A 16,970-nucleotide genomic window follows, 5' to 3' on the forward strand; every position below is an offset into this window, starting at 1 on the left:
TGCCGGGCGGACGGCTGCCGCGGACCGGACCGCTGGCGGGACCCGTGAGCCCTGTTGCTCCGGCGCCGTGCACGGTATGTTGCTCGAATGGACGATACATATCAGGTCATCGTGGTTGGCGGCGGTTTCGCCGGGAAGGCTGCAGCCCAGGAACTCGGCCGCAAAGGCACCCGGGTGCTGCTGATTGATGCCAACAACTACCACCAGTTCCAGCCGCTGCTGTACCAGGTGGCATCATCGCAAATCGGCGTCTCCGCAGTGGCCCGCCCGCTCCGTGCGGTCTTCCGCAACATCAAGGGCGTCCGGGTTCTCACGTCAGAAGTCACCTCGGTGGATGCTGCCGCCCGCACCGTCACCACTGCCGACGGCACGCAGTTCCAGGCACAGATCCTCGTCCTCGCCACGGGCGCTGTCCCGAACTTCTTCAATACCCCGGGCGCCGACAGGCACGCTTACCCGCTTTACTCAGTGGCCGACGCCACGCGGCTCAGCGCGGCCCTGACGGAAGTCCTCGACGAGGCGGACCGGGGAGCCGGCGGGAGTGCCGACGTCGTGGTGGTAGGCGGTGGCCCTACAGGGGTGGAGACGGCCGGCGCCCTCGCCGAGAACGTCAAATACATCGTGCCGAAGTACTTCTCCTCCGAGCTTGCCGCCCGCTGCCATGTCCACCTCGTGGACATGGTGCCCAACGTTCTGATGGCGTTCTCGGAGAAATCACAGGCCTACACCAGGGACAGGCTGGTGAAGCTTGGCGTCCAGCTGCACATGGGCCAGAGCGTAACCGAGGTCCGTCCCGACGGCGTGACGCTGGCGGACGGTACTGTGCTGCCTGCACCCATCGTCGTCTGGGCTGGTGGCCTCCAGGCAGGCAAGATCATTGCCGAATCAGGACTCACGCAGGGGAAGGGCGGGCGCATCGACGTCAGTCCGGACCTGACCGCTCCGGGAGTGGAGGGCGTCTACGTCCTGGGGGACTCTGCCAACATCACCGACGCTGCGGGCGCCAGGCTCCCGCAACTGGGATCCGTGGCCCAGCAGTCAGGGAAATGGGCCGCGAAGAACATCCACGCCGACCTCACCGGCGGTACGCGGCAGCCCTTCCGTTACCTCGACAAGGGGTACATGGCCATGGTGGGCCGCGGCGCCGCGGTGGCAGAGCTGGGGCCCCAGCGCATCCAGCTGCAGGGTCCGCTGGCATTCCTGTCTTGGCTGGGCGTCCACCTCGCCCTGTTGCCCGGCGTCCAGCAGAAAGTCCGCGCTCTCTTCTCCTGGGCGGTGGGTTACGTGACGCACAGTCCGTCCCAGGTTGTGGTGGGGCGGCCGGACTAGGTCCGCAGAGCCGCTGACCTGGCCAATCGTGGACCAGGGCCGCGGGTGGGAGCCGGCGGCGGCTGGAGGAGGCACCGCACTCGCGGACAGTGCCATCGCCGCCGACTCCACGTATGACGCTAGGTCCGCGACCTGAACGAAACCCGGGTGGGAACTGGCTTTTCCCGCAACGCTGCTGCTGGGCACGCTGGGTGCACGCGGCTTCAAAAGATGGTGCGGGCCGGCGACGGCTGGGGGAGGTGCTGGTCTCCATCAAGCACCATCGCCGCCGGCTCCGGTCACCACGCTATGGCCTCGGCAGCCGCGGCGCCTGAGTAACCGGTACGTGTTTTCGCGAACCGCGCTACGTGTGCTGACCCCAGGGCTCCGACCCGGCCGGAGGATAGGCTGGAGCGCCCGATGCTGGCGGACTCGGGGACCTCCGGTCTCAGCCCGTCATGACTGCGTCCCGCTGGCATGTGATCGGGGTTCTTGCGCTGATGTTGAGCCTGCGATGTGATTCCCCTGTGCAAGACTTCGAGGCATGGACGATGCACGCGGCCGGATCATGGCGCATCTACGTGAAGGAGAACAGCTCCTTTGGGTTGGCAGGCCGGACCCTCGCGTCCGGTTTACCAAAGCAGACGGTTTCCTCGTGCCGTTCAGCATCTTATGGGGCGGCTTCGCCGTCTTTTGGGAGGCCGGGGTCATTGTGAGCGGAGCTCCGCCGCTTTTCACCCTGTGGGGGATTCCGTTCGTGCTGATAGGCCTCTATTTCATCTTTGGCCGGTTCATTGTCAAGCGGCGCCGCAAGCTGGCCACTGTCTACGGGTTGACCCCATCCCGGGCTATCGTCTGCACGGGGGAGAGATCAGTCGCCGATTCACCTGTGAGGGGCGTTCCCACCAGGGTGGACCGTTCCAAGGACGGTCGCCATGTGACGGTCGTTTTCGGGCACCAGGGTGCCATGGGGCTCCCTGGCATGTACCAGAACACCGGCATGGACTTCTTTGGCGTGGGAATGACCCAGTCCGTCGGCTTTTTCGACGTGGAGGACGCCCCGGCCCTCATGCGTGCCCTGGACCATGCCAATGGCGGTTGATGTGGCGAAGACACATGGCCGGCGTCCGGACCAGACGGAGAAGAATGCCGACGTCAGCGTTCCGGAGATGGGCTTAACCAGCGAAAAACCCCCCAAAGCCCTCCAACGAGGGGCAATAGGGGGTTTATCCCGAGCTTCCTATCAGAATCGAACTGATGACCTTTTCATTACGAGTGAAACGCTCTACCGACTGAGCTAAGGAAGCACCGCATGAAATTCCCGGAAGAATCCGGGCGCTTCATGCAAGAGTCAACTGTAATGGAGTCTCCGCGCCCGGGTCAAAATGGCGGGCGCTGCCGCGGGTGAGGCCTTCAGCACACCGTGTTGTCGGCCGGAACCTGTCCACTGACCAGGTAGCTGTCCACCTTGTCCTCGAGGCAGCTGTTGGCCCGGCCGTAGGCCGTGTGGCCCTCGCCTTTCCACGTCAGCAGCGAGGAGTTGCCGAGCTGTTTCCGCAGCGACGACGCCCATTCCACAGGGGTGGCGGGATCACCAGTGGTGCCGATGACCACGATCGGCGACTCACCCGTGTACTGGACGGGTGCAGGCGTGCGCACGTTCTTGTACGGCCAGTCGGCGCAGTTGATGCCGCCGTAGGCGAAGAAGTAACCCAGGGTGGGGGACTGCTGCATCAGCTGCTGCTGCTCTGCCCGCATGGACGCAGGATCGGAGTCCATGGGGTAGTCCAGGCAGTTGATGGCGTTGAAGGCGAACGTCGAATTCGAGGTGTAGCTTCCGTTGGTGGACCGGTCTGCACCGAGGTCGGACAGGCGAAGCATCAGGCTCACGTCTCCGGTCATCGCCGCGTCCAGGGCCTGGGTCAGGGCGGGCCAGCTCTGGTCGTTGTACAGCGGCGTGATGAGGCCGCTGACGAACATGTTGGCGTTGACCACCCGGCCGTCCTTGGCGGTGCGGGGCTGCTGCTCCACGGCGCTGATCAGGTCGCGGATCTGCTGGACGCCGCCGTCCACTCCGCCGGTGAGCGGGCACTCCTTCTGCTGCTGGCAGCTGGCCACGTAGGTGCGGACCGCCTTTTCGAAGGCCACGGCCTGGCCGCTGGTCAGTTCCTCGTTGCTGATGGAGGGATCCAGCGCACCGTCGAGCACCATGCGGCCCACGTTCTTCGGGAACAGCTGTGCGTAGGTCGAGCCGAGGAACGTCCCGTAGGAGTAGCCAAGGTAGTTCAGCTTTGTGTCGTTGACCACGGCCCGGAGGACGTCCAGGTCCCTGGCTGCGCTTTGGGTATCGATGTGGGCCATTGACGGGCCGGTCTGCTCAGCGCACTGTTCAGCGATGGCCTTGTTGTCCGCCCGGGCCGCCGCGAGGCCGGCATCGGTCTCCAGGTCGTAGATCTTGGCCCTTGCCGCATCTCGTTCCGCGTCCGTCATGCAGGTCACCGGAGCGGACCGCTTAACGCCGCGGGGGTCGAAACCGACGAGGTCGTAGGCGTCACGGACGGGCTGGGAGAAGTGGGTGGCTGCCGCGTCCTTCACGAAGTCATACCCGGATGCGCCGGGGCCGCCCGGGTTGACCAGCAGGCTCCCGGTCTTGTTGCCAGTGCTTGAAGCCCGCAGCGCGGCAAGCTGAATGGTTTCGCCGTCGGGAGCGGCATAGTCCATGGGCACTGTGACCTTGGCGCACTGGAACTGGCCCTCGCATGGCTCCCACACGATTTCCTGCGAGTAGAACTTCTCAAGCCCCGCGGGCGCGGACGCCACGATGGAGGGATCTGCCTTGGCTGTGGCGGTTTCCTGTTGGCGGTTGCCCCCGTTGATGAGGCTGCACGACGCCAGCACCAAGGCAAGGGCCAGGGCTCCGGCGGCGCGGGCCGCGGACACCAGGGGTCGTCGGCGTACGGGCAGGGGGCGGGCAGTCATCGGGTCTCCTTGGAAGGCTGGATCAGGCTGGCTGCCATGGACTCAATGGCCAACAGCGGGGCAACGTTCGTGGTGGTGATGCGTTCGCGGGCTTTGTTGATGGCGTCCATCCGGGCGAGCGTGACTTCCGGAGTGGAACGAGAGGCGAATTCCTCCAGTTCACCCCTGAGCTCAACGTTTACCAGCTCAACAGCATTCCCCATCTGGATGATCAGGACGTCCCTGTAGAAGGACATCAGGTCAGTGAGGGTGCGGTCCAGGGAATCGGTAATGGAACGCTTGGCCCGCCTCTTCTGGTCGTCCTCCAGCTGCTTGACCTGCGCCCGCATGGCAGGCGGTAGGGTGCCGGATTCAGGTGCGCCGAGGGTGGCGAGCAAGGCTGCTTTCTCGGACGCGTCGCGTTCTTCGTTGGAACTGTTTGCCTCGGCGGTGGCAATTTTCACGAGCTTGTCCGCCATCATGACCGCCGCGGTGACACCCCGCAGGCCCAGTGGAAACCTGACAGTTTCGAGCCGGCGTTCGCGCGCAGCGGGGTCCCGCGCCAGCCGGCGGGCGATCCCCACATGGCTTTGGGCTGCCCGGGCCGCCCGTTCAGCCACCGCAGGATCGACGCCGTCGCGCTTCACCAGGAGTTCCGCGACATCGGCTGCGGGCGGCAGCCGCAGCGCCACGCTGCGGCAGCGCGACCGGATGGTGACCAGCACGTCGGCCGGCGAGGGGGCGCACAGCATCCAAACCGTCCGCGGCGTCGGTTCCTCGATGGCCTTGAGCAGGACGTTGGTGGTCCGCTCGGCCATCCGGTCCGCATCCTCAACCACGATGATGCGCCAGCGTCCCGCGGATGGCCTGTTGCCGGCGGTCGCCACAAGGTCGCGGGCTTCGTCGATGGTGATGGTGACCTTTTCCGTCCGCACAAATGTCACGTCCGAATGCGTTTCACCCAGGATGGTCAGGCAGGCGTGGCACTGCCCGCAGCCGCGCAGGTTCACGTCGTCCTGGTCGCAGTTCAGGGCGGCCGCAAAGGCTTTGGCGGCGTTGGAGCGACCCGATCCCGGCGGCCCGGTGAACAGCCACGCGTGCGTCAGGCCTTCGCCGCTGGAAGCCTGGCGCAGTTGGTCGACGACGGCGGGCTGGCCCTGGAGGTCATCCCACACGGTCATGGGGTGCCGCCGCCATGCGCGCCGGCAGCGGGTGCGGCACCTGCCGGTTCGTGGCCTGCTGCTTCCAGCAGGCCGGCCACGCGATCGAGGATCATCGCGGCAAGGTCGTTGACCGGAAGCCGGGCAGGCAGCACCAGGTAGGACGCCGGCCGGGCCGCGGCCAGGTCAAGGAAGGCGTCCCGGATGCGGGCATGGAACTCGTCAGCTTCGGATTCCAGGCGGTCCTCCGTTGCGTCTCCCGCAGTGCGCCGGGTCCTGCCGACTTCCGGTTCCACATCGAGCAGGACGGTGAGGTGGGGCTGGAGACCGGAAGTGGCCCATTCGTTCAGCGAGCGGACCGCGTCCATGCCGAGGTCCCTGCCGGCTCCCTGGTACGCGACGGAGGAGTCGATGTACCGGTCGGTCAGCACAATGTCGCCGCGCTCCAGCGCCGGGCGGATCACCTGGCCGGCGTGGGCCGCCCTTGATGCCGCGAAGATCAGCGCTTCCGTGTGGGCGTCGATATGGCCGTGGCCGTGGTCCAGGACCAGGGACCGGAGCTTTTCGCCGATGGGAGTGCCGCCGGGTTCACGGGTCCGGAGGACCGTAAAGCCGCGGCTTTCGAGTGCTTCGGCAAGCCTTGCCGCCTGGGTGGACTTGCCGGCGCCGTCGCCGCCTTCGAACGCGATGAAAAGTCCGGCACTCTGTTTGTTCACTGTTCAAGCCTACCGATCGGCCGGGACAATCAGTGTCCCTGCCTTGGTCTTTGTGGACAGTTTCACGGCGTCTCACGCTTCGCACGGGCTTTTCCTGCGGTCCGGGGACGAACAGTACGCTGTCCCCATGAGTCTTTCCGAACAGCAGGCCGCAGGCCTGTCCGCCGAAACCGTAGTGGTGGCCGCTGGCCGCCCGCCGCGGGAACGGGACCAGCCGGTGAACCCGCCCCTTGTCCTGTCTTCCACGTATTACGGCACAGGCCCGCTCGGCCCCGGAGACCGTGGTTACGGCCGGTACTCCAACCCCACGTGGGACCCGTTCGAGGAGGCCCTCGGCCAGCTTGAGGGAGCGGACCTGCCCGGCCTGCTTTACGCGTCCGGGCTTGCTGCGGTCAGCTCCGCGTTGTCGCTGATCCCCTCCGGCGGAGTGCTGGTGATGCCCAACCACAGCTACTCCGGAACCCTTGTCATGGCAGCGGAACTGGCCCAGAAGGGGTTCATCGAGCTGCGGACCGTGGACATCGCCGATACCGGGGCCGTCAAAGCGGCCCTCGCCCCGGGCGGGCCCGATGCCAAGGCCGCCGCCATGCTGTGGCTGGAAAGCCCCACCAACCCCATGCTGGGAATCGCCGACATTCCTGCGCTGACAGAAGCCGCGCACGCGTCGGGCGCCATCGTGGTCACGGACAATACCTTCTCGACGCCGCTGGTGCAGCAGCCGCTCGCCCTGGGCTCCGACGTCGTCCTCCACTCGGTGACCAAGTACCTGGCGGGCCACTCGGACGTCGTCCTGGGCGCCCTGGTGACCTCCAACGCGGACATCCGCTCCGCCCTCCTGCACCACCGGACCATCCACGGAGCAATCGCCGGGCCCTTCGAGGCATGGCTTGCGCTGCGCGGCCTGCGCACCTTGGCACTGCGCATAGAAAAGTCCCAGGAGTCCGCCAGGGTCCTGGCGGAAAGGCTGAGCGCCCACCCCAGGGTCGAGTCGATCCGTTTCCCGGGCCTCGCAAACGATCCCGGGCACGAACGGGCCACTGTGCAGATGAAGGGCTTTGGCTCCATCATCTGCATCCAGGTGGCGCCCGCCGGTGGACTGGACGGCGCAGCGGCGGCCGACAAGGTCGTTGAGGCAGTCAACCTGTGGCTGCCGGCCACATCGCTGGGCGGCGTGGAATCCCTGATCGAACGCAGGCGGCGGCACACCGCGGAGCCGGCCAGCGTACCCGAGAACCTGGTCCGGCTCAGTACCGGCATTGAGAACGTGGAAGACCTCTGGACCGACCTGGAGCAGGCGTTGGACACGCTGGGCGGCTAGGCTGGGCTTGTGGACGGTGAACTGATTATTCGGCCTGTGGAACAGGCAGTGTTCTTTATCCTTGCCCTCGTTGCCCTGGGGCTGGAGTTGTGGGCCCTGGCAGACTGCGCGCGCCACAAGGCCAACGCCTTTGAGGCGACAGGCAAGCGGACCAAGGGCTTCTGGCTCGCCCTGACCGGCGGCGCCGCCCTGGTGGGTGTCATCTCCCTCTTCGCAAGCGGCGGCATCTTCGGCACCCTGGGACTGTTCGGCCTCGCCGCGGTGGTTGCCGCGTCGGTCTACCTTGCCGACGTCCGCCCTGCAGTCAAGGACGCAGGCCGGGGCGGCAGCCGCAACATGGGACCCTACGGCCCCTGGTAACCCCGGCCCACCCGGGCTGTTAGGCAGGGATCCCTGGTAGGGCCCAAAGAACCCGCCGTCCGCCGCTTCGTGGCACAGGCTTACGGCAGCGGTGCCACTGCTTCCCAGTCCACCGTCAGTTCGCCCAGCCGCCACCGGCCCGGCCCGTCCTGGACCGGCCAGCCGGTGTCGCGCAGCGAACTGCACATACCCTGCCAGCGCTGCCGGTTTCCAAAGGACGCCAGCGCGGCACACTCCAGCCACGCCTTGTCCATGGCCTGCATCAGCGCATGGATCGGTTCGCCGGGAACGTTCCGGTGGATGAGGGCTTTAGGGAGGCGCTCGGCAACGTCGGAGGGCAGGTCAAAACTGCCGAACCGGACCGATATGCTCAGCGACAACGGGCGCTCCGCGTCCAGGGCCACCCACGTCACCCGGCGTCCGATCTCGTCGCAGGTGCCGTCAATGAAAAGCCCGCCAGGGGCCAGCCTGCCCTGCACCAGGCGCCAGATCCCGGCGACGTCGGCCTCCTCATACTGCCGGAGCACATTGAAGGCCCGGACCAGGACGGGGCGTCCGGGGATGGGAAGCTCAAAACCGCCCACGTGGAAGCTGAGGCCGGGCCGCTGCAGGGGGAGGGCAGCGCGCACCCGTTCCGGCTCGATCTCGATACCGCAGACCCGGACGTCCGGACGGACCGCGGCGAGCCGCTCAAAGAGTTCGACGGCGGTGGCCGGCGTCGCGCCATAGCCCAGGTCCACCACCAGGGGGTCGGCGGCCCGGCGAAGCCGCCAGGCCTGGGGACCGGCCAGCCAGCGGTCCACCCGCCGCATCCGGTTGGGGTTGGTGGTACCGCGGGTGACGTTCCCTACCGGCCGGCCCTGCCGGCCGGACAACCTCCTGCCGGTGATCTCGGGGTCATTCACCCGTTCAGCCTTTTGCACCACCGCCCCACTGTATCGCCGCCGCCGCGGCTTGGGGGCCAGCCGGAGCGCGGGCCGGCTTGTGACGATGTTCGCCCTGGCCCTGTAACGCTGGGCGGGCGGCAACACTGCTCGGCTAGGATGAAAATCATGACTTACAAGCTGATTCTGCTGCGCCACGGCCACAGCGAATGGAACGCCAAGAACCTGTTCACCGGCTGGGTGGACGTCGACCTGAACGACCAGGGCCGCGGGGAAGCAGCACGCGGCGGCGAGCTGCTGGTGGAGAACAACATCCTCCCCGACGTTCTGTACACGTCCCTGCTGAAGCGGGCCATCAACACCGCCAACATTGCCCTGGACAAGGCCGATCGAGGCTGGATCCCGGTCAAGCGCGACTGGCGCCTGAACGAACGCCACTACGGTGCGCTGCAGGGCAAGGACAAGGCCCAGACGCTGGCCGAATACGGTGAAGAGCAGTTCATGGAATGGCGCCGCTCCTACGACACCCCGCCGCCGCCCCTGGATGACGACAGCGAATTCAGCCAGGCACACGATCCGCGCTACGCGGACCTTGGCGACGCACTGCCGCGCACCGAGTGCCTGAAGGACGTCCTGGTCCGGATCCTGCCGTACTGGGAATCCGACATCAAGGCTGACCTGAAGGCGGGCAAGACCGTCCTGGTCACGGCCCACGGCAACTCCCTGCGCGCGCTGGTCAAGCACCTTGACGGCATCAGCGACGAAGCCATCGCCGGCCTCAACATCCCCACCGGCATCCCGCTGGTCTACGACCTGGATGACGACTTCCAGCCGGTCAAGCCGGGCGGCACCTACCTCGACCCCGAGGCAGCCGAGCAGGCCATCCTGGCCGTAGCCAACCAGGGCAAGAAATAAAGTAGGTAGAAACGTACGACGGCGGGCTGGTCACCTCAGGTGACCAGCCCGCCGTCGTACGTACGTGGGGGAGCCGGGGCTTAGCTGTGTTCGGTGGCGTTCGGCTGCCAGGCGCCGGTCACCAGGTAGCTGACCTTCTGGGCAACGGAGACACCGTGGTCGGCGAAGCGCTCGAAGTAGCGGCTGGCCAGTGCCACGTCCACGGTGGTGGCGGGGGACTCGGCCCAATCGGGCGCGGCGATGGCTTTGAACACGCTGAGGTGCAGGTCGTTGATGGCCGTGTTGGCCTTCATGATGTCCCGGGCCACCTCCAGGTCACGGGTTTCCAGCAGGACGGCCAGCTTGTCGGCGATGACCTGGTCCAGCTCTGCCATCTGCTTGAACGTCTCGGTCATCGAAGCGGGGATTACGGTGGACGGGAAACGGAGGCGCGCCAGCTGTGCGATGTGCCGGGCGAGGTCGCCCATCCGCTCGAGGGAGGCGCTCATCCGCAGTGATCCCACGATCATGCGCAGGTCGCTTGCCACCGGGCCCTGCAGGGCGAGGATGTCGATGGCCCGCTCGTCGAGGCTGTTCTGCAGGAAGTCGATCCGCGCATCGGCGGCAATGACGTCCTGGGCGAGGTCTACGTCCGCCACCTCGAATGATGTGGTGGCTTTGTCTATCGCTTCGCTGACCAGCCGGGAGATCTCCACCAGCTGGTCACCGACCTGGGTGAGTTCTTCCTGAAAAACCTTACGCACGTCGGCGTCCTTTCCTTGGAACTCCCGCACGCCCGCACGAGGGCAGCAGGAATCGTGTCGCCATTCGGCAGTCCAACTGGATACTCTGCCAGCATCCGGTGAACGGTTGATCCCTTGCAGGTGAACGTTAGTTGAACCGTGGGCGCAGGGGGCCCGGACGCGCCGATAGGCCGCGGGCAAGAGCATAAGGTGGACCTGTGGATCCAATGTTCATCGGCCTGATCGCGGGCCTCGTCGGCCTGGCGCTGGGCACGTTCGGTGTGCTCGCCTACCGGGTCAGCGAAAAGCAGCGCCAGCTGCTGGACATGGACGGCGACGAGCCGGGACTGCCGGACGGCGCCGCCGAGGTGCTGGCCGTCGTCGGACGCGCTTTCGTTGTGGTGGACGCTGTTGACGGCGTGGTCCGGGCAAGCCCTGCTGCGTACGCCTACGGCCTGGTCCGCGGCCACACCGTGGTCCATAAGGAACTGCTGGACATGACGGCGGGGGTACGGCGCGACGGCGTAATCCTCGAAAAGAAGCTTGAGCTGCCGCGCGGGCCGCTGGGGCAGGGAACCATCATCGTCCAGGTCCGGGCAGCCATGCTGGGTGAGGAATATATCCTCCTCCTGGCCGATGACCGGACGGAGATCACCAGGACCGAGGAAATCCGCAACGACTTCGTGGCCAACGTTTCCCATGAGCTGAAAACGCCCGTGGGCGCCATTTCCCTGCTTGCCGAAGCGCTGGAGTCCTCTGCCGACGACGAACTGGCGGTCCGCCGCTTCGCCAAACGCATGCATAAGGAGTCCGGCCGCCTGGCCGCGCTGGTGCAGGACATCATCGAGCTCTCCCGGCTGCAGGGCGCCAGCGTGGTCCAGCAGGGCGGTCCCGTTGACGTCAACGCCGTGATCGCCGAGGCAGTGGACCGGTCCCAGCTGCCGGCCGAAAGCAAGAACATCACCATCGTGGTGGGTGGCCACATCGAGGAGAAGGTCTTCGGTGACCAGGATCTCCTGGTCACCGCGTTGCGCAACCTGATCGACAACGCCATCCGTTACTCACCGCCGAACACCCGCGTGGGCATCGGCGTCCGTTCCAGGGAAGGCCTGGTTTCCATTTCAGTGACGGACCAGGGCGAGGGCCTCAGCGCCGAGGACCAGGAACGGGTCTTTGAACGGTTCTACCGCGTGGACGCCGCCCGGTCCCGCCACACCGGCGGTACCGGCCTCGGCCTGAGCATCGTCAAGCACGTCGCGTCCAACCACGGCGGCGAGGTGACGCTGTGGTCCCAGCCGGGCCAGGGTTCCACCTTCACGCTCCGGCTTCCCGAGATGGAAGGGCCTGATGCGGGGCCCGACGGAGACACAGACCTTACGTCCGCAACTGTCCCGGCAACGGGGCCGGCAGGACAAGCGGCCGAACAGCCCGCTGCCACCCAAATACCCCGCGCCGCCGGCGCAAAAGAACGAGGAGCTAGCGCTTGAGCAGGATTCTGATTGTGGAGGACGAGGAGTCGTTCAGCGATCCTTTGTCCTATTTGCTGGGCAAGGAAGGGTTTGAGGTGGAGGTCGTGGACAACGGCCTGGATGCCATCACTGAATTCGACCGTAACGGCGCCGACCTGGTGCTGCTGGATCTCCAGCTTCCCGGCCAGTCCGGTACCGAGGTCTGCAGGCAGCTCCGGCAGCGTTCAACTGTCCCGGTGATCATGCTGACGGCCAAGGATTCCGAGATCGACAAGGTGGTGGGCCTGGAGCTCGGCGCCGATGACTACGTCACCAAGCCGTATTCCTCGCGGGAACTGGTTGCCCGTGTACGGGCGGTGCTGCGCCGCCAGGGCGAGCCCGAGGAACTGATTTCCTCGACCGTCCAGGCCGGGCCGGTCCGGATGGACATTGAACGCCATGTGGTGAGCGTGGACGGCGAGCAGGTGCTGCTTCCGCTGAAGGAGTTCGAGCTCCTGGAGATGCTGCTGCGCAACTCCGGCCGGGTGCTGACCCGTGGCCAGCTGATCGACCGGGTCTGGGGTTCTGACTATGTGGGGGACACCAAGACCCTCGATGTCCACGTCAAGCGGTTGCGCGGGAAGATCGAACCCGACCCCTCTGCGCCCCGGTTCCTGGTGACCGTGCGCGGCCTGGGCTACAAGTTCGAGCCGTAAGTTTCCTGGGCCGCATCTGCATTTTCGAGGCGCTAAGTCGCCCGCGCGCCCGTTTACGGGGTGCACCGCCGAAGATGCGCATCGCTGGCAGCCGTGGCCGGGCAGCAAAAAGGGAGGGACCGGACGGTCCCTCCCTTTTCGTTGTTCTGCTGAACTGCTCCAGCCGCGTGCTAGTGGCCTGCGGCGCTCTCCGAAGCGGACGGAGACGGCGTGGCCGAGGTGCTCGGCGACGGCGTGCTGCCGGACGGCAGGTATTCCTTGTATTCGGGCAGGGTGGTATCCAGGACGGGCACGCGCACGGTGCTGTTCACGTTGGTGCCGTCTTCGCTGACCTGGACATCAACCAGTGAGCCGGCCTTGCCGCCGGTGGTGCTGAGGATGGCTTCGTCAGTGGTGTCGTTGAGCAGCGTGTACGAGTTCGCCTCTACGGCAACTTCGGTCTGCGATCCCTCAGCGCCCTTCATGGTCAGCTTCACGTCCTTAGACGAGGAGTTGTACACAGCGCCGATGACGCGGCCAGGCTGGTCCTCGCCGGAGGAAATGATGAGGATGTTCCGGAGCTTCAGCGGGCCGAGGTCGGCACGGATGCCGTCCGAAGCGGAGTACTGATGGTTTGTCTGCTGGGGCGTGATGTAGCCGCAGCCCGCGGTCAGCAGGCCCACGCCTACAACGGCGGCCGTCAGTGCCATCTTGCCCCGCCGGGCCCGGTTCATCGCAGTGAAACGCACGTCACGTACTCCTCGAGAGTCTTGAAACATTATTCAGCCCATAGCCTATCCGCAAAGGGGCTCAAACGCGGATTCGAGAGCGTCACATCATCCTTGGCAGCGCATGCGCGATGCACTATTATCTGCGTTCGTCAAGGGGGTGGAGGGGGTCGATTGGGCCGATTTTCCGCGTATTTCTGCGGTTGAGGGCCCTTTCCGCGGCCGGTCATATGCCTGAATCGTGATAAACTGGTCTGCGGGAAAGGGGAAATGTCCACATGGTATTTGAGGTCGGCGAGACAGTAGTTTACCCTCACCACGGTGCTGCGAAGATTGAAGAAATCAAGATGCGCACCATCAAGGGCGAAGAGAAAATGTATCTCAAGCTCAAGGTGGCTCAGGGTGATCTGACCATTGAAGTTCCAGCAGAAAACGTTGACCTTGTTGGGGTCCGGGACGTAGTGGGCAAGGAAGGCCTGGAGCACGTGTTTGATGTGCTCCGTGCCGAGTTCACCGAAGAGCCCACCAACTGGTCGCGCAGGTACAAGGCAAATCTGGAGAAGCTTGCTTCCGGTGACGTCATCAAGGTGGCAGAGGTCGTACGCGATCTTTGGCGCCGGGATCACGACCGGGGCCTTTCCGCAGGCGAAAAGCGAATGCTGGCCAAGGCACGGCAGATTCTGATCTCAGAACTGGCGCTGGCCGAAAAGACCGACGAGGAGAAGGCTGCAAGCGTTCTCGACGAGGTTCTGGCTTCCTAAGAATTGAGCCCCGGCAGCATGGAAGTGCAGCCGGGGTTTCTTTTTGCCCAAAAACACCTCCTCCGAGCCCCCGGTGAATGCGTCGGGACGCATCAGGCACGCGGGACGTAGGCTAGTCGGCATGAGCGAAACACCAACCCGCCCGGTCACCGCGGTGATCCTGGTGGCTGCAGGTTCGGGACAGCGGCTCGGCTACGGCATGCCCAAAGCAGCCGTGCCCCTGGGCGGCGAAACCATTCTGATGCATGCCCTCCGCGGCATCGTTGCGTCCGGCGTGTCCACGCAGGTCTGCGTGGTCCTGCCGGAAGGCGACGACGGCCTGCGCGCCCTCTGCGACAGCTTCCGGGAAGAACTTGCCGACGGCCGCCCGCTCCTGACCGTCGTCGACGGCGGTCCCACCCGCGCGGACTCGGTCCGGCAGGGCATCGGTGCCCTGATGGACGGAATCGAGGCTGTCCTGGTGCACGATGCCGCCAGGGCGCTCACCCCGGACGGGGTCTTCCACCGGGTGGTGGACGCACTCGCAGCCGGGGCCGAGGCTGTCATCCCAGCCGTTCCAGTGGTGGACACCGTCAAAACCGTGACGCCCACGCCCGCCGGGGATCACGCCGTCGCACCCGAAATCGTGGCCGGGACGGCCGCACGCGAAAACCTCCGCGCCGTGCAGACGCCGCAGGGCTTCCGCGCAGGGACCCTGCGCCGCGCCCACGAGGCAGCGCAGGCGCTGGAACCGGCGGAGGCAGCCGCCGTCACCGATGATGCGATGCTCGTGGAGATGACTGGCACCGACGTCTACGTGGTGCGCGGGTCCACCCAGTCCCTGAAGATCACCACACCCCTGGACCTCATCTTTGCCGAAGGGCTCCTCGAAGGTCCCCTCGGAGCCCGGTGGGTTGAGGGATGAGCGGGGAAGGCATGATCATTCCCCGCACGGGAATTGGGCTGGACGTCCACGCCTTCGCCGCGGAGGGGGAAGCACGCCAACTCTGGGTGGGCGGCCTCCTCTGGCCGGGCGAGCGAGGCCTTGCCGGACACTCGGACGGCGACCCTGTAGCCCACGCCGCCGCCGATGCGCTGTTCTCGGCCGCAGGCGTCGGTGACCTCGGAACCCATTTCGGCACCGACCGGCCTGAGTTCGCCGGCGCCTCGGGGGTAACCCTGCTCGCTGAGGCTGCGCGGATTGTCCGGACGGCAGGCTTTGAAATTGGCAACATCGCGGTGCAGTTCGTGGCGAACCGTCCCAAGTTCGGTCCCCGCCGCGAGGAATCGCAGCAGGTCCTCTCTGACGCTGCCGGCGCCCCGGTCAGCGTCACTGCCACCACCAGCGACGGCCTCGGATTCACGGGCCGCGGCGAAGGGATCTCGGCTGTGGCCACCGCCTTGGTGTACCCGCGCACCTCCGAATCAATCGGCAAATCTGCATCGGCTAATCTGGAGCGGTGACCCTGCGCTTCTATGACACTGCCTCCGCCGAAGTCCGGAACTTCGTTCCCCTCGTAGCCGGAAGGGCCAGCCTCTACTACTGCGGGGCGACCGTGCAGGGCATGCCCCACGTCGGTCACATCCGTTCCGCCATCGCGTTCGACCAGTTGACCCGCTGGCTGACCCACCGCGGGCTGCGGGTCACAGTGGTCCGGAACGTCACGGACATCGACGACAAAATCCTTGCCAAGTCAGAGGCATCCTTCGCCTCCGGTTTCCAGCCGGAACAGGGCGAAGTTCCCGGCGAGGAATGGTGGGCGCTGGCCTACCGCTACGAGCAGGAATTCCTCAAGGCCTACGACGCCCTGGGGGTCTCCCGCCCCACCTACGAACCCAGGGCCACCGGCCACATCCCGGAAATGCACGCCCTTATCCAGCAACTGATCGACCGCGGCCATGCCTATCCGGCGCTCGATGATTCCGGCGATGTGTACTTCGATGTGCGTTCCTGGAGCAAGTACGGTGCCCTGACGCGGCAAAACATTGATGACATGCAGGCGGCAGCCGACGCCGACCCCCGGGGTAAGAGGGACCCCCGCGACTTCGCGCTGTGGAAGGGTTCCAAAGAGGGCGAACCTGCCACCGCCAGCTGGGCGTCCCCTTGGGGTGCCGGCCGCCCCGGCTGGCACCTGGAATGCTCGGCGATGGTGACCAAGTACCTTGGCACCGAATTCGATATTCACGGCGGCGGCCTGGACCTGCGGTTCCCGCACCACGAAAATGAGATGGCCCAGTCACAGGCCGCCGGCCACGGGTTCGCCAACTTCTGGATGCACAACGGCATGGTCACCTACGAGGGTGAAAAAATGTCCAAGTCCATCGGCAACACCATCAGCCCCGGCGAAATGCTGAAACTCGCCTCGCCCCGCGTGGTGCGGTATTACCTCGGCCAGGCCCACTACCGGTCGATCCTGGACTACCGGCCCACATCCCTGCAGGAAGCCGCTGCCGCCGTCGAACGCATCGATGGGTTCCTGGCGAAGGCCGTGGCGCGCTTCGGCACCGACTTCGGCTTCGTGGCAGGGGAGTACGGCCCCTCATCGGGCAGCGTGGAGGCCTTTTACGCCGCGATGGACGACGATCTGAACGTTCCCCGCGCCCTGGCGGCACTGCATGAGACGGTGCGGGCAGGAAACACTGCCCTCGCCGACGGCGACGACGACTCCGCCCGGAAGGCGATGTACGCCGTCGTCATCATGACCGACGTGCTGGGGCTCAACGCCGTCGCCGGCTCAGAGAAGGCCAGCACCCGCGAGTCGGAAGCACTGGCTGTCCTGGTGGAGGCGCAGCTTGCCGCCCGCGCCACGGCCCGCGCCGGGAAGGACTGGGCAGCATCCGATGCCATCCGCGACACGCTCAACGAGGCCGGCGTGGTAGTGGAGGACGGTCCGGACGGTGCCACGTGGAGCCTGAAACGGGATTGAGCACCGGGACCCAAAAGTCCGGGAACCCGATTTTTCTTCGGTCAGTAGACTGGTAGCCGGACTCAGTCAACACAATCAAGGGTGGAACATC

17 protein-coding genes and 1 tRNA gene are annotated in these 16,970 nt (G+C 66.0%); 11 read left to right on the forward strand and 7 right to left on the reverse strand.

Annotated elements, in window-relative coordinates; translation table 11 throughout:
- Positions 1–87: 87 nt before the first annotated feature.
- Positions 88–1,329 (forward strand): NAD(P)/FAD-dependent oxidoreductase, encoded by a 1,242-nt coding sequence (locus ACFV4R_RS08115; RefSeq protein ID WP_377201867.1) that lies wholly within the window; start codon positions 88–90, stop codon positions 1,327–1,329.
- A 523-nt stretch (positions 1,330–1,852) separates the two neighbouring features.
- Positions 1,853–2,410, forward strand: coding sequence for a hypothetical protein (locus tag ACFV4R_RS08120; protein WP_377201868.1), 558 nt, complete (start codon positions 1,853–1,855; stop codon positions 2,408–2,410).
- A gap of 132 nt (positions 2,411–2,542) precedes the next feature.
- On the opposite strand, the gene ACFV4R_RS08125 is transcribed toward ACFV4R_RS08120, so the two are convergent.
- The 4 genes from ACFV4R_RS08125 to tmk all read right to left on the reverse strand — a co-directional run bounded on the left by ACFV4R_RS08125 (position 2,543) and on the right by tmk (position 6,142).
- Positions 2,543–2,615, reverse strand: a tRNA-Thr gene (locus ACFV4R_RS08125).
- A gap of 106 nt (positions 2,616–2,721) precedes the next feature.
- Complete coding sequence (locus ACFV4R_RS08130) at positions 2,722–4,287, reverse strand: alpha/beta hydrolase (protein ID WP_377201869.1); 1,566 nt, start codon at positions 4,285–4,287, stop codon at positions 2,722–2,724.
- The gene (locus ACFV4R_RS08135) at positions 4,284–5,447 is read right to left on the reverse strand and encodes a DNA polymerase III subunit delta' (RefSeq protein ID WP_377201870.1); all 1,164 of its coding nucleotides are present in this window, start codon (positions 5,445–5,447) and stop codon (positions 4,284–4,286) included. Before ACFV4R_RS08135 ends, ACFV4R_RS08130 begins: the two co-directional genes overlap by 4 nt.
- On the reverse strand, positions 5,444–6,142 hold the full coding sequence (tmk, locus tag ACFV4R_RS08140; RefSeq protein WP_377201871.1) for a dTMP kinase: 699 nt from the start codon (positions 6,140–6,142) through the stop codon (positions 5,444–5,446). The genes ACFV4R_RS08135 and tmk overlap by 4 nt, the downstream gene beginning before the upstream one ends.
- Positions 6,143–6,269: 127 nt before the next feature.
- On the opposite strand from tmk, the gene ACFV4R_RS08145 reads away from it, so the two are divergent.
- Both ACFV4R_RS08145 and ACFV4R_RS08150 read left to right on the forward strand, forming a co-directional pair.
- Positions 6,270–7,460, forward strand: a complete 1,191-nt coding sequence (locus ACFV4R_RS08145) for a trans-sulfuration enzyme family protein (RefSeq protein WP_377201872.1) — start codon at positions 6,270–6,272, stop codon at positions 7,458–7,460.
- A gap of 9 nt (positions 7,461–7,469) precedes the next feature.
- Positions 7,470–7,820, forward strand: a complete 351-nt coding sequence (locus ACFV4R_RS08150) for a DUF2516 family protein (protein ID WP_045729886.1) — start codon at positions 7,470–7,472, stop codon at positions 7,818–7,820.
- A gap of 80 nt (positions 7,821–7,900) precedes the next feature.
- Here ACFV4R_RS08150 and ACFV4R_RS08155 read toward each other — a convergent pair whose 3' ends face one another.
- On the reverse strand, positions 7,901–8,746 hold the full coding sequence (locus ACFV4R_RS08155; protein ID WP_377201873.1) for a class I SAM-dependent methyltransferase: 846 nt from the start codon (positions 8,744–8,746) through the stop codon (positions 7,901–7,903).
- A 126-nt stretch (positions 8,747–8,872) separates the two neighbouring features.
- On the opposite strand from ACFV4R_RS08155, the gene ACFV4R_RS08160 reads away from it, so the two are divergent.
- Positions 8,873–9,619, forward strand: a complete 747-nt coding sequence (locus ACFV4R_RS08160) for a phosphoglyceromutase (protein WP_056076547.1) — start codon at positions 8,873–8,875, stop codon at positions 9,617–9,619.
- An 80-nt stretch (positions 9,620–9,699) separates the two neighbouring features.
- Here the strand turns inward: ACFV4R_RS08160 and phoU are convergent, their stop codons facing one another.
- Complete coding sequence (gene phoU / locus ACFV4R_RS08165; protein WP_377204273.1) at positions 9,700–10,362, reverse strand: phosphate signaling complex protein PhoU; 663 nt, start codon at positions 10,360–10,362, stop codon at positions 9,700–9,702.
- A gap of 206 nt (positions 10,363–10,568) precedes the next feature.
- Here phoU and ACFV4R_RS08170 point away from each other — a divergent pair, with 206 nt between their 5' ends.
- Together ACFV4R_RS08170 and ACFV4R_RS08175 are read left to right on the forward strand one after the other, a co-directional pair.
- Complete coding sequence (locus tag ACFV4R_RS08170; protein WP_377204284.1) at positions 10,569–11,828, forward strand: sensor histidine kinase; 1,260 nt, start codon at positions 10,569–10,571, stop codon at positions 11,826–11,828.
- Positions 11,825–12,505 carry a response regulator transcription factor gene (locus tag ACFV4R_RS08175; RefSeq protein ID WP_015936070.1) on the forward strand — a complete coding sequence of 227 codons (681 nt, stop codon included), beginning with the start codon at positions 11,825–11,827 and terminating at the stop codon, positions 12,503–12,505. Before ACFV4R_RS08170 ends, ACFV4R_RS08175 begins: the two co-directional genes overlap by 4 nt.
- A 170-nt stretch (positions 12,506–12,675) precedes the next feature.
- Here the strand turns inward: ACFV4R_RS08175 and ACFV4R_RS08180 are convergent, their stop codons facing one another.
- Entirely contained in the window at positions 12,676–13,218 is a 543-nt protein-coding gene (locus tag ACFV4R_RS08180; RefSeq protein ID WP_377204285.1) for a hypothetical protein, read from the reverse strand.
- 272 nt (positions 13,219–13,490) lie between these two features.
- Between ACFV4R_RS08180 and ACFV4R_RS08185 the strand changes: the two genes are divergently transcribed.
- The 4 genes from ACFV4R_RS08185 (at position 13,491) to cysS (ending at position 16,879) form a co-directional block, all read left to right on the forward strand.
- Entirely contained in the window at positions 13,491–13,973 is a 483-nt protein-coding gene (locus ACFV4R_RS08185; RefSeq protein WP_011690592.1) for a CarD family transcriptional regulator, read from the forward strand.
- Between the two features lie 121 nt (positions 13,974–14,094).
- Entirely contained in the window at positions 14,095–14,877 is a 783-nt protein-coding gene (gene ispD / locus ACFV4R_RS08190) for a 2-C-methyl-D-erythritol 4-phosphate cytidylyltransferase (RefSeq protein ID WP_377204274.1), read from the forward strand.
- 11 nt (positions 14,878–14,888) lie between these two features.
- Positions 14,889–15,416 carry a 2-C-methyl-D-erythritol 2,4-cyclodiphosphate synthase gene (ispF, locus tag ACFV4R_RS08195; protein ID WP_377204275.1) on the forward strand — a complete coding sequence of 176 codons (528 nt, stop codon included), beginning with the start codon at positions 14,889–14,891 and terminating at the stop codon, positions 15,414–15,416.
- Positions 15,413–16,879, forward strand: a complete 1,467-nt coding sequence (gene cysS / locus ACFV4R_RS08200; RefSeq protein ID WP_377204276.1) for a cysteine--tRNA ligase — start codon at positions 15,413–15,415, stop codon at positions 16,877–16,879. The genes ispF and cysS overlap by 4 nt, the downstream gene beginning before the upstream one ends.
- Positions 16,880–16,970 lie beyond the last annotated feature (91 nt).

This window comes from Pseudarthrobacter sp. NPDC059871 (genome assembly GCF_042731175.1).
In the GTDB taxonomy this organism is placed as follows: Bacteria; Actinomycetota; Actinomycetes; order Actinomycetales; family Micrococcaceae; genus Arthrobacter.

Coding starts and splice junctions, on each gene's coding strand:
- ACFV4R_RS08115 (WP_377201867.1), top strand. CDS start 88: ATGGACGATACATATCAGGTCATCGTGGTTGGCGGCGGTTTCGCCGGG.
- ACFV4R_RS08120 (WP_377201868.1), top strand. CDS start 1,853: ATGGACGATGCACGCGGCCGGATCATGGCGCATCTACGTGAAGGAGAA.
- ACFV4R_RS08130 (WP_377201869.1), bottom strand. CDS start 4,287: ATGACTGCCCGCCCCCTGCCCGTACGCCGACGACCCCTGGTGTCCGCG.
- ACFV4R_RS08135 (WP_377201870.1), bottom strand. CDS start 5,447: ATGACCGTGTGGGATGACCTCCAGGGCCAGCCCGCCGTCGTCGACCAA.
- ACFV4R_RS08145 (WP_377201872.1), top strand. CDS start 6,270: ATGAGTCTTTCCGAACAGCAGGCCGCAGGCCTGTCCGCCGAAACCGTA.
- ACFV4R_RS08160 (WP_056076547.1), top strand. CDS start 8,873: ATGACTTACAAGCTGATTCTGCTGCGCCACGGCCACAGCGAATGGAAC.
- ACFV4R_RS08170 (WP_377204284.1), top strand. CDS start 10,569: ATGTTCATCGGCCTGATCGCGGGCCTCGTCGGCCTGGCGCTGGGCACG.
- ACFV4R_RS08180 (WP_377204285.1), bottom strand. CDS start 13,218: ATGAACCGGGCCCGGCGGGGCAAGATGGCACTGACGGCCGCCGTTGTA.
- ACFV4R_RS08185 (WP_011690592.1), top strand. CDS start 13,491: ATGGTATTTGAGGTCGGCGAGACAGTAGTTTACCCTCACCACGGTGCT.
- ispD (WP_377204274.1), top strand. CDS start 14,095: ATGAGCGAAACACCAACCCGCCCGGTCACCGCGGTGATCCTGGTGGCT.
- ispF (WP_377204275.1), top strand. CDS start 14,889: ATGATCATTCCCCGCACGGGAATTGGGCTGGACGTCCACGCCTTCGCC.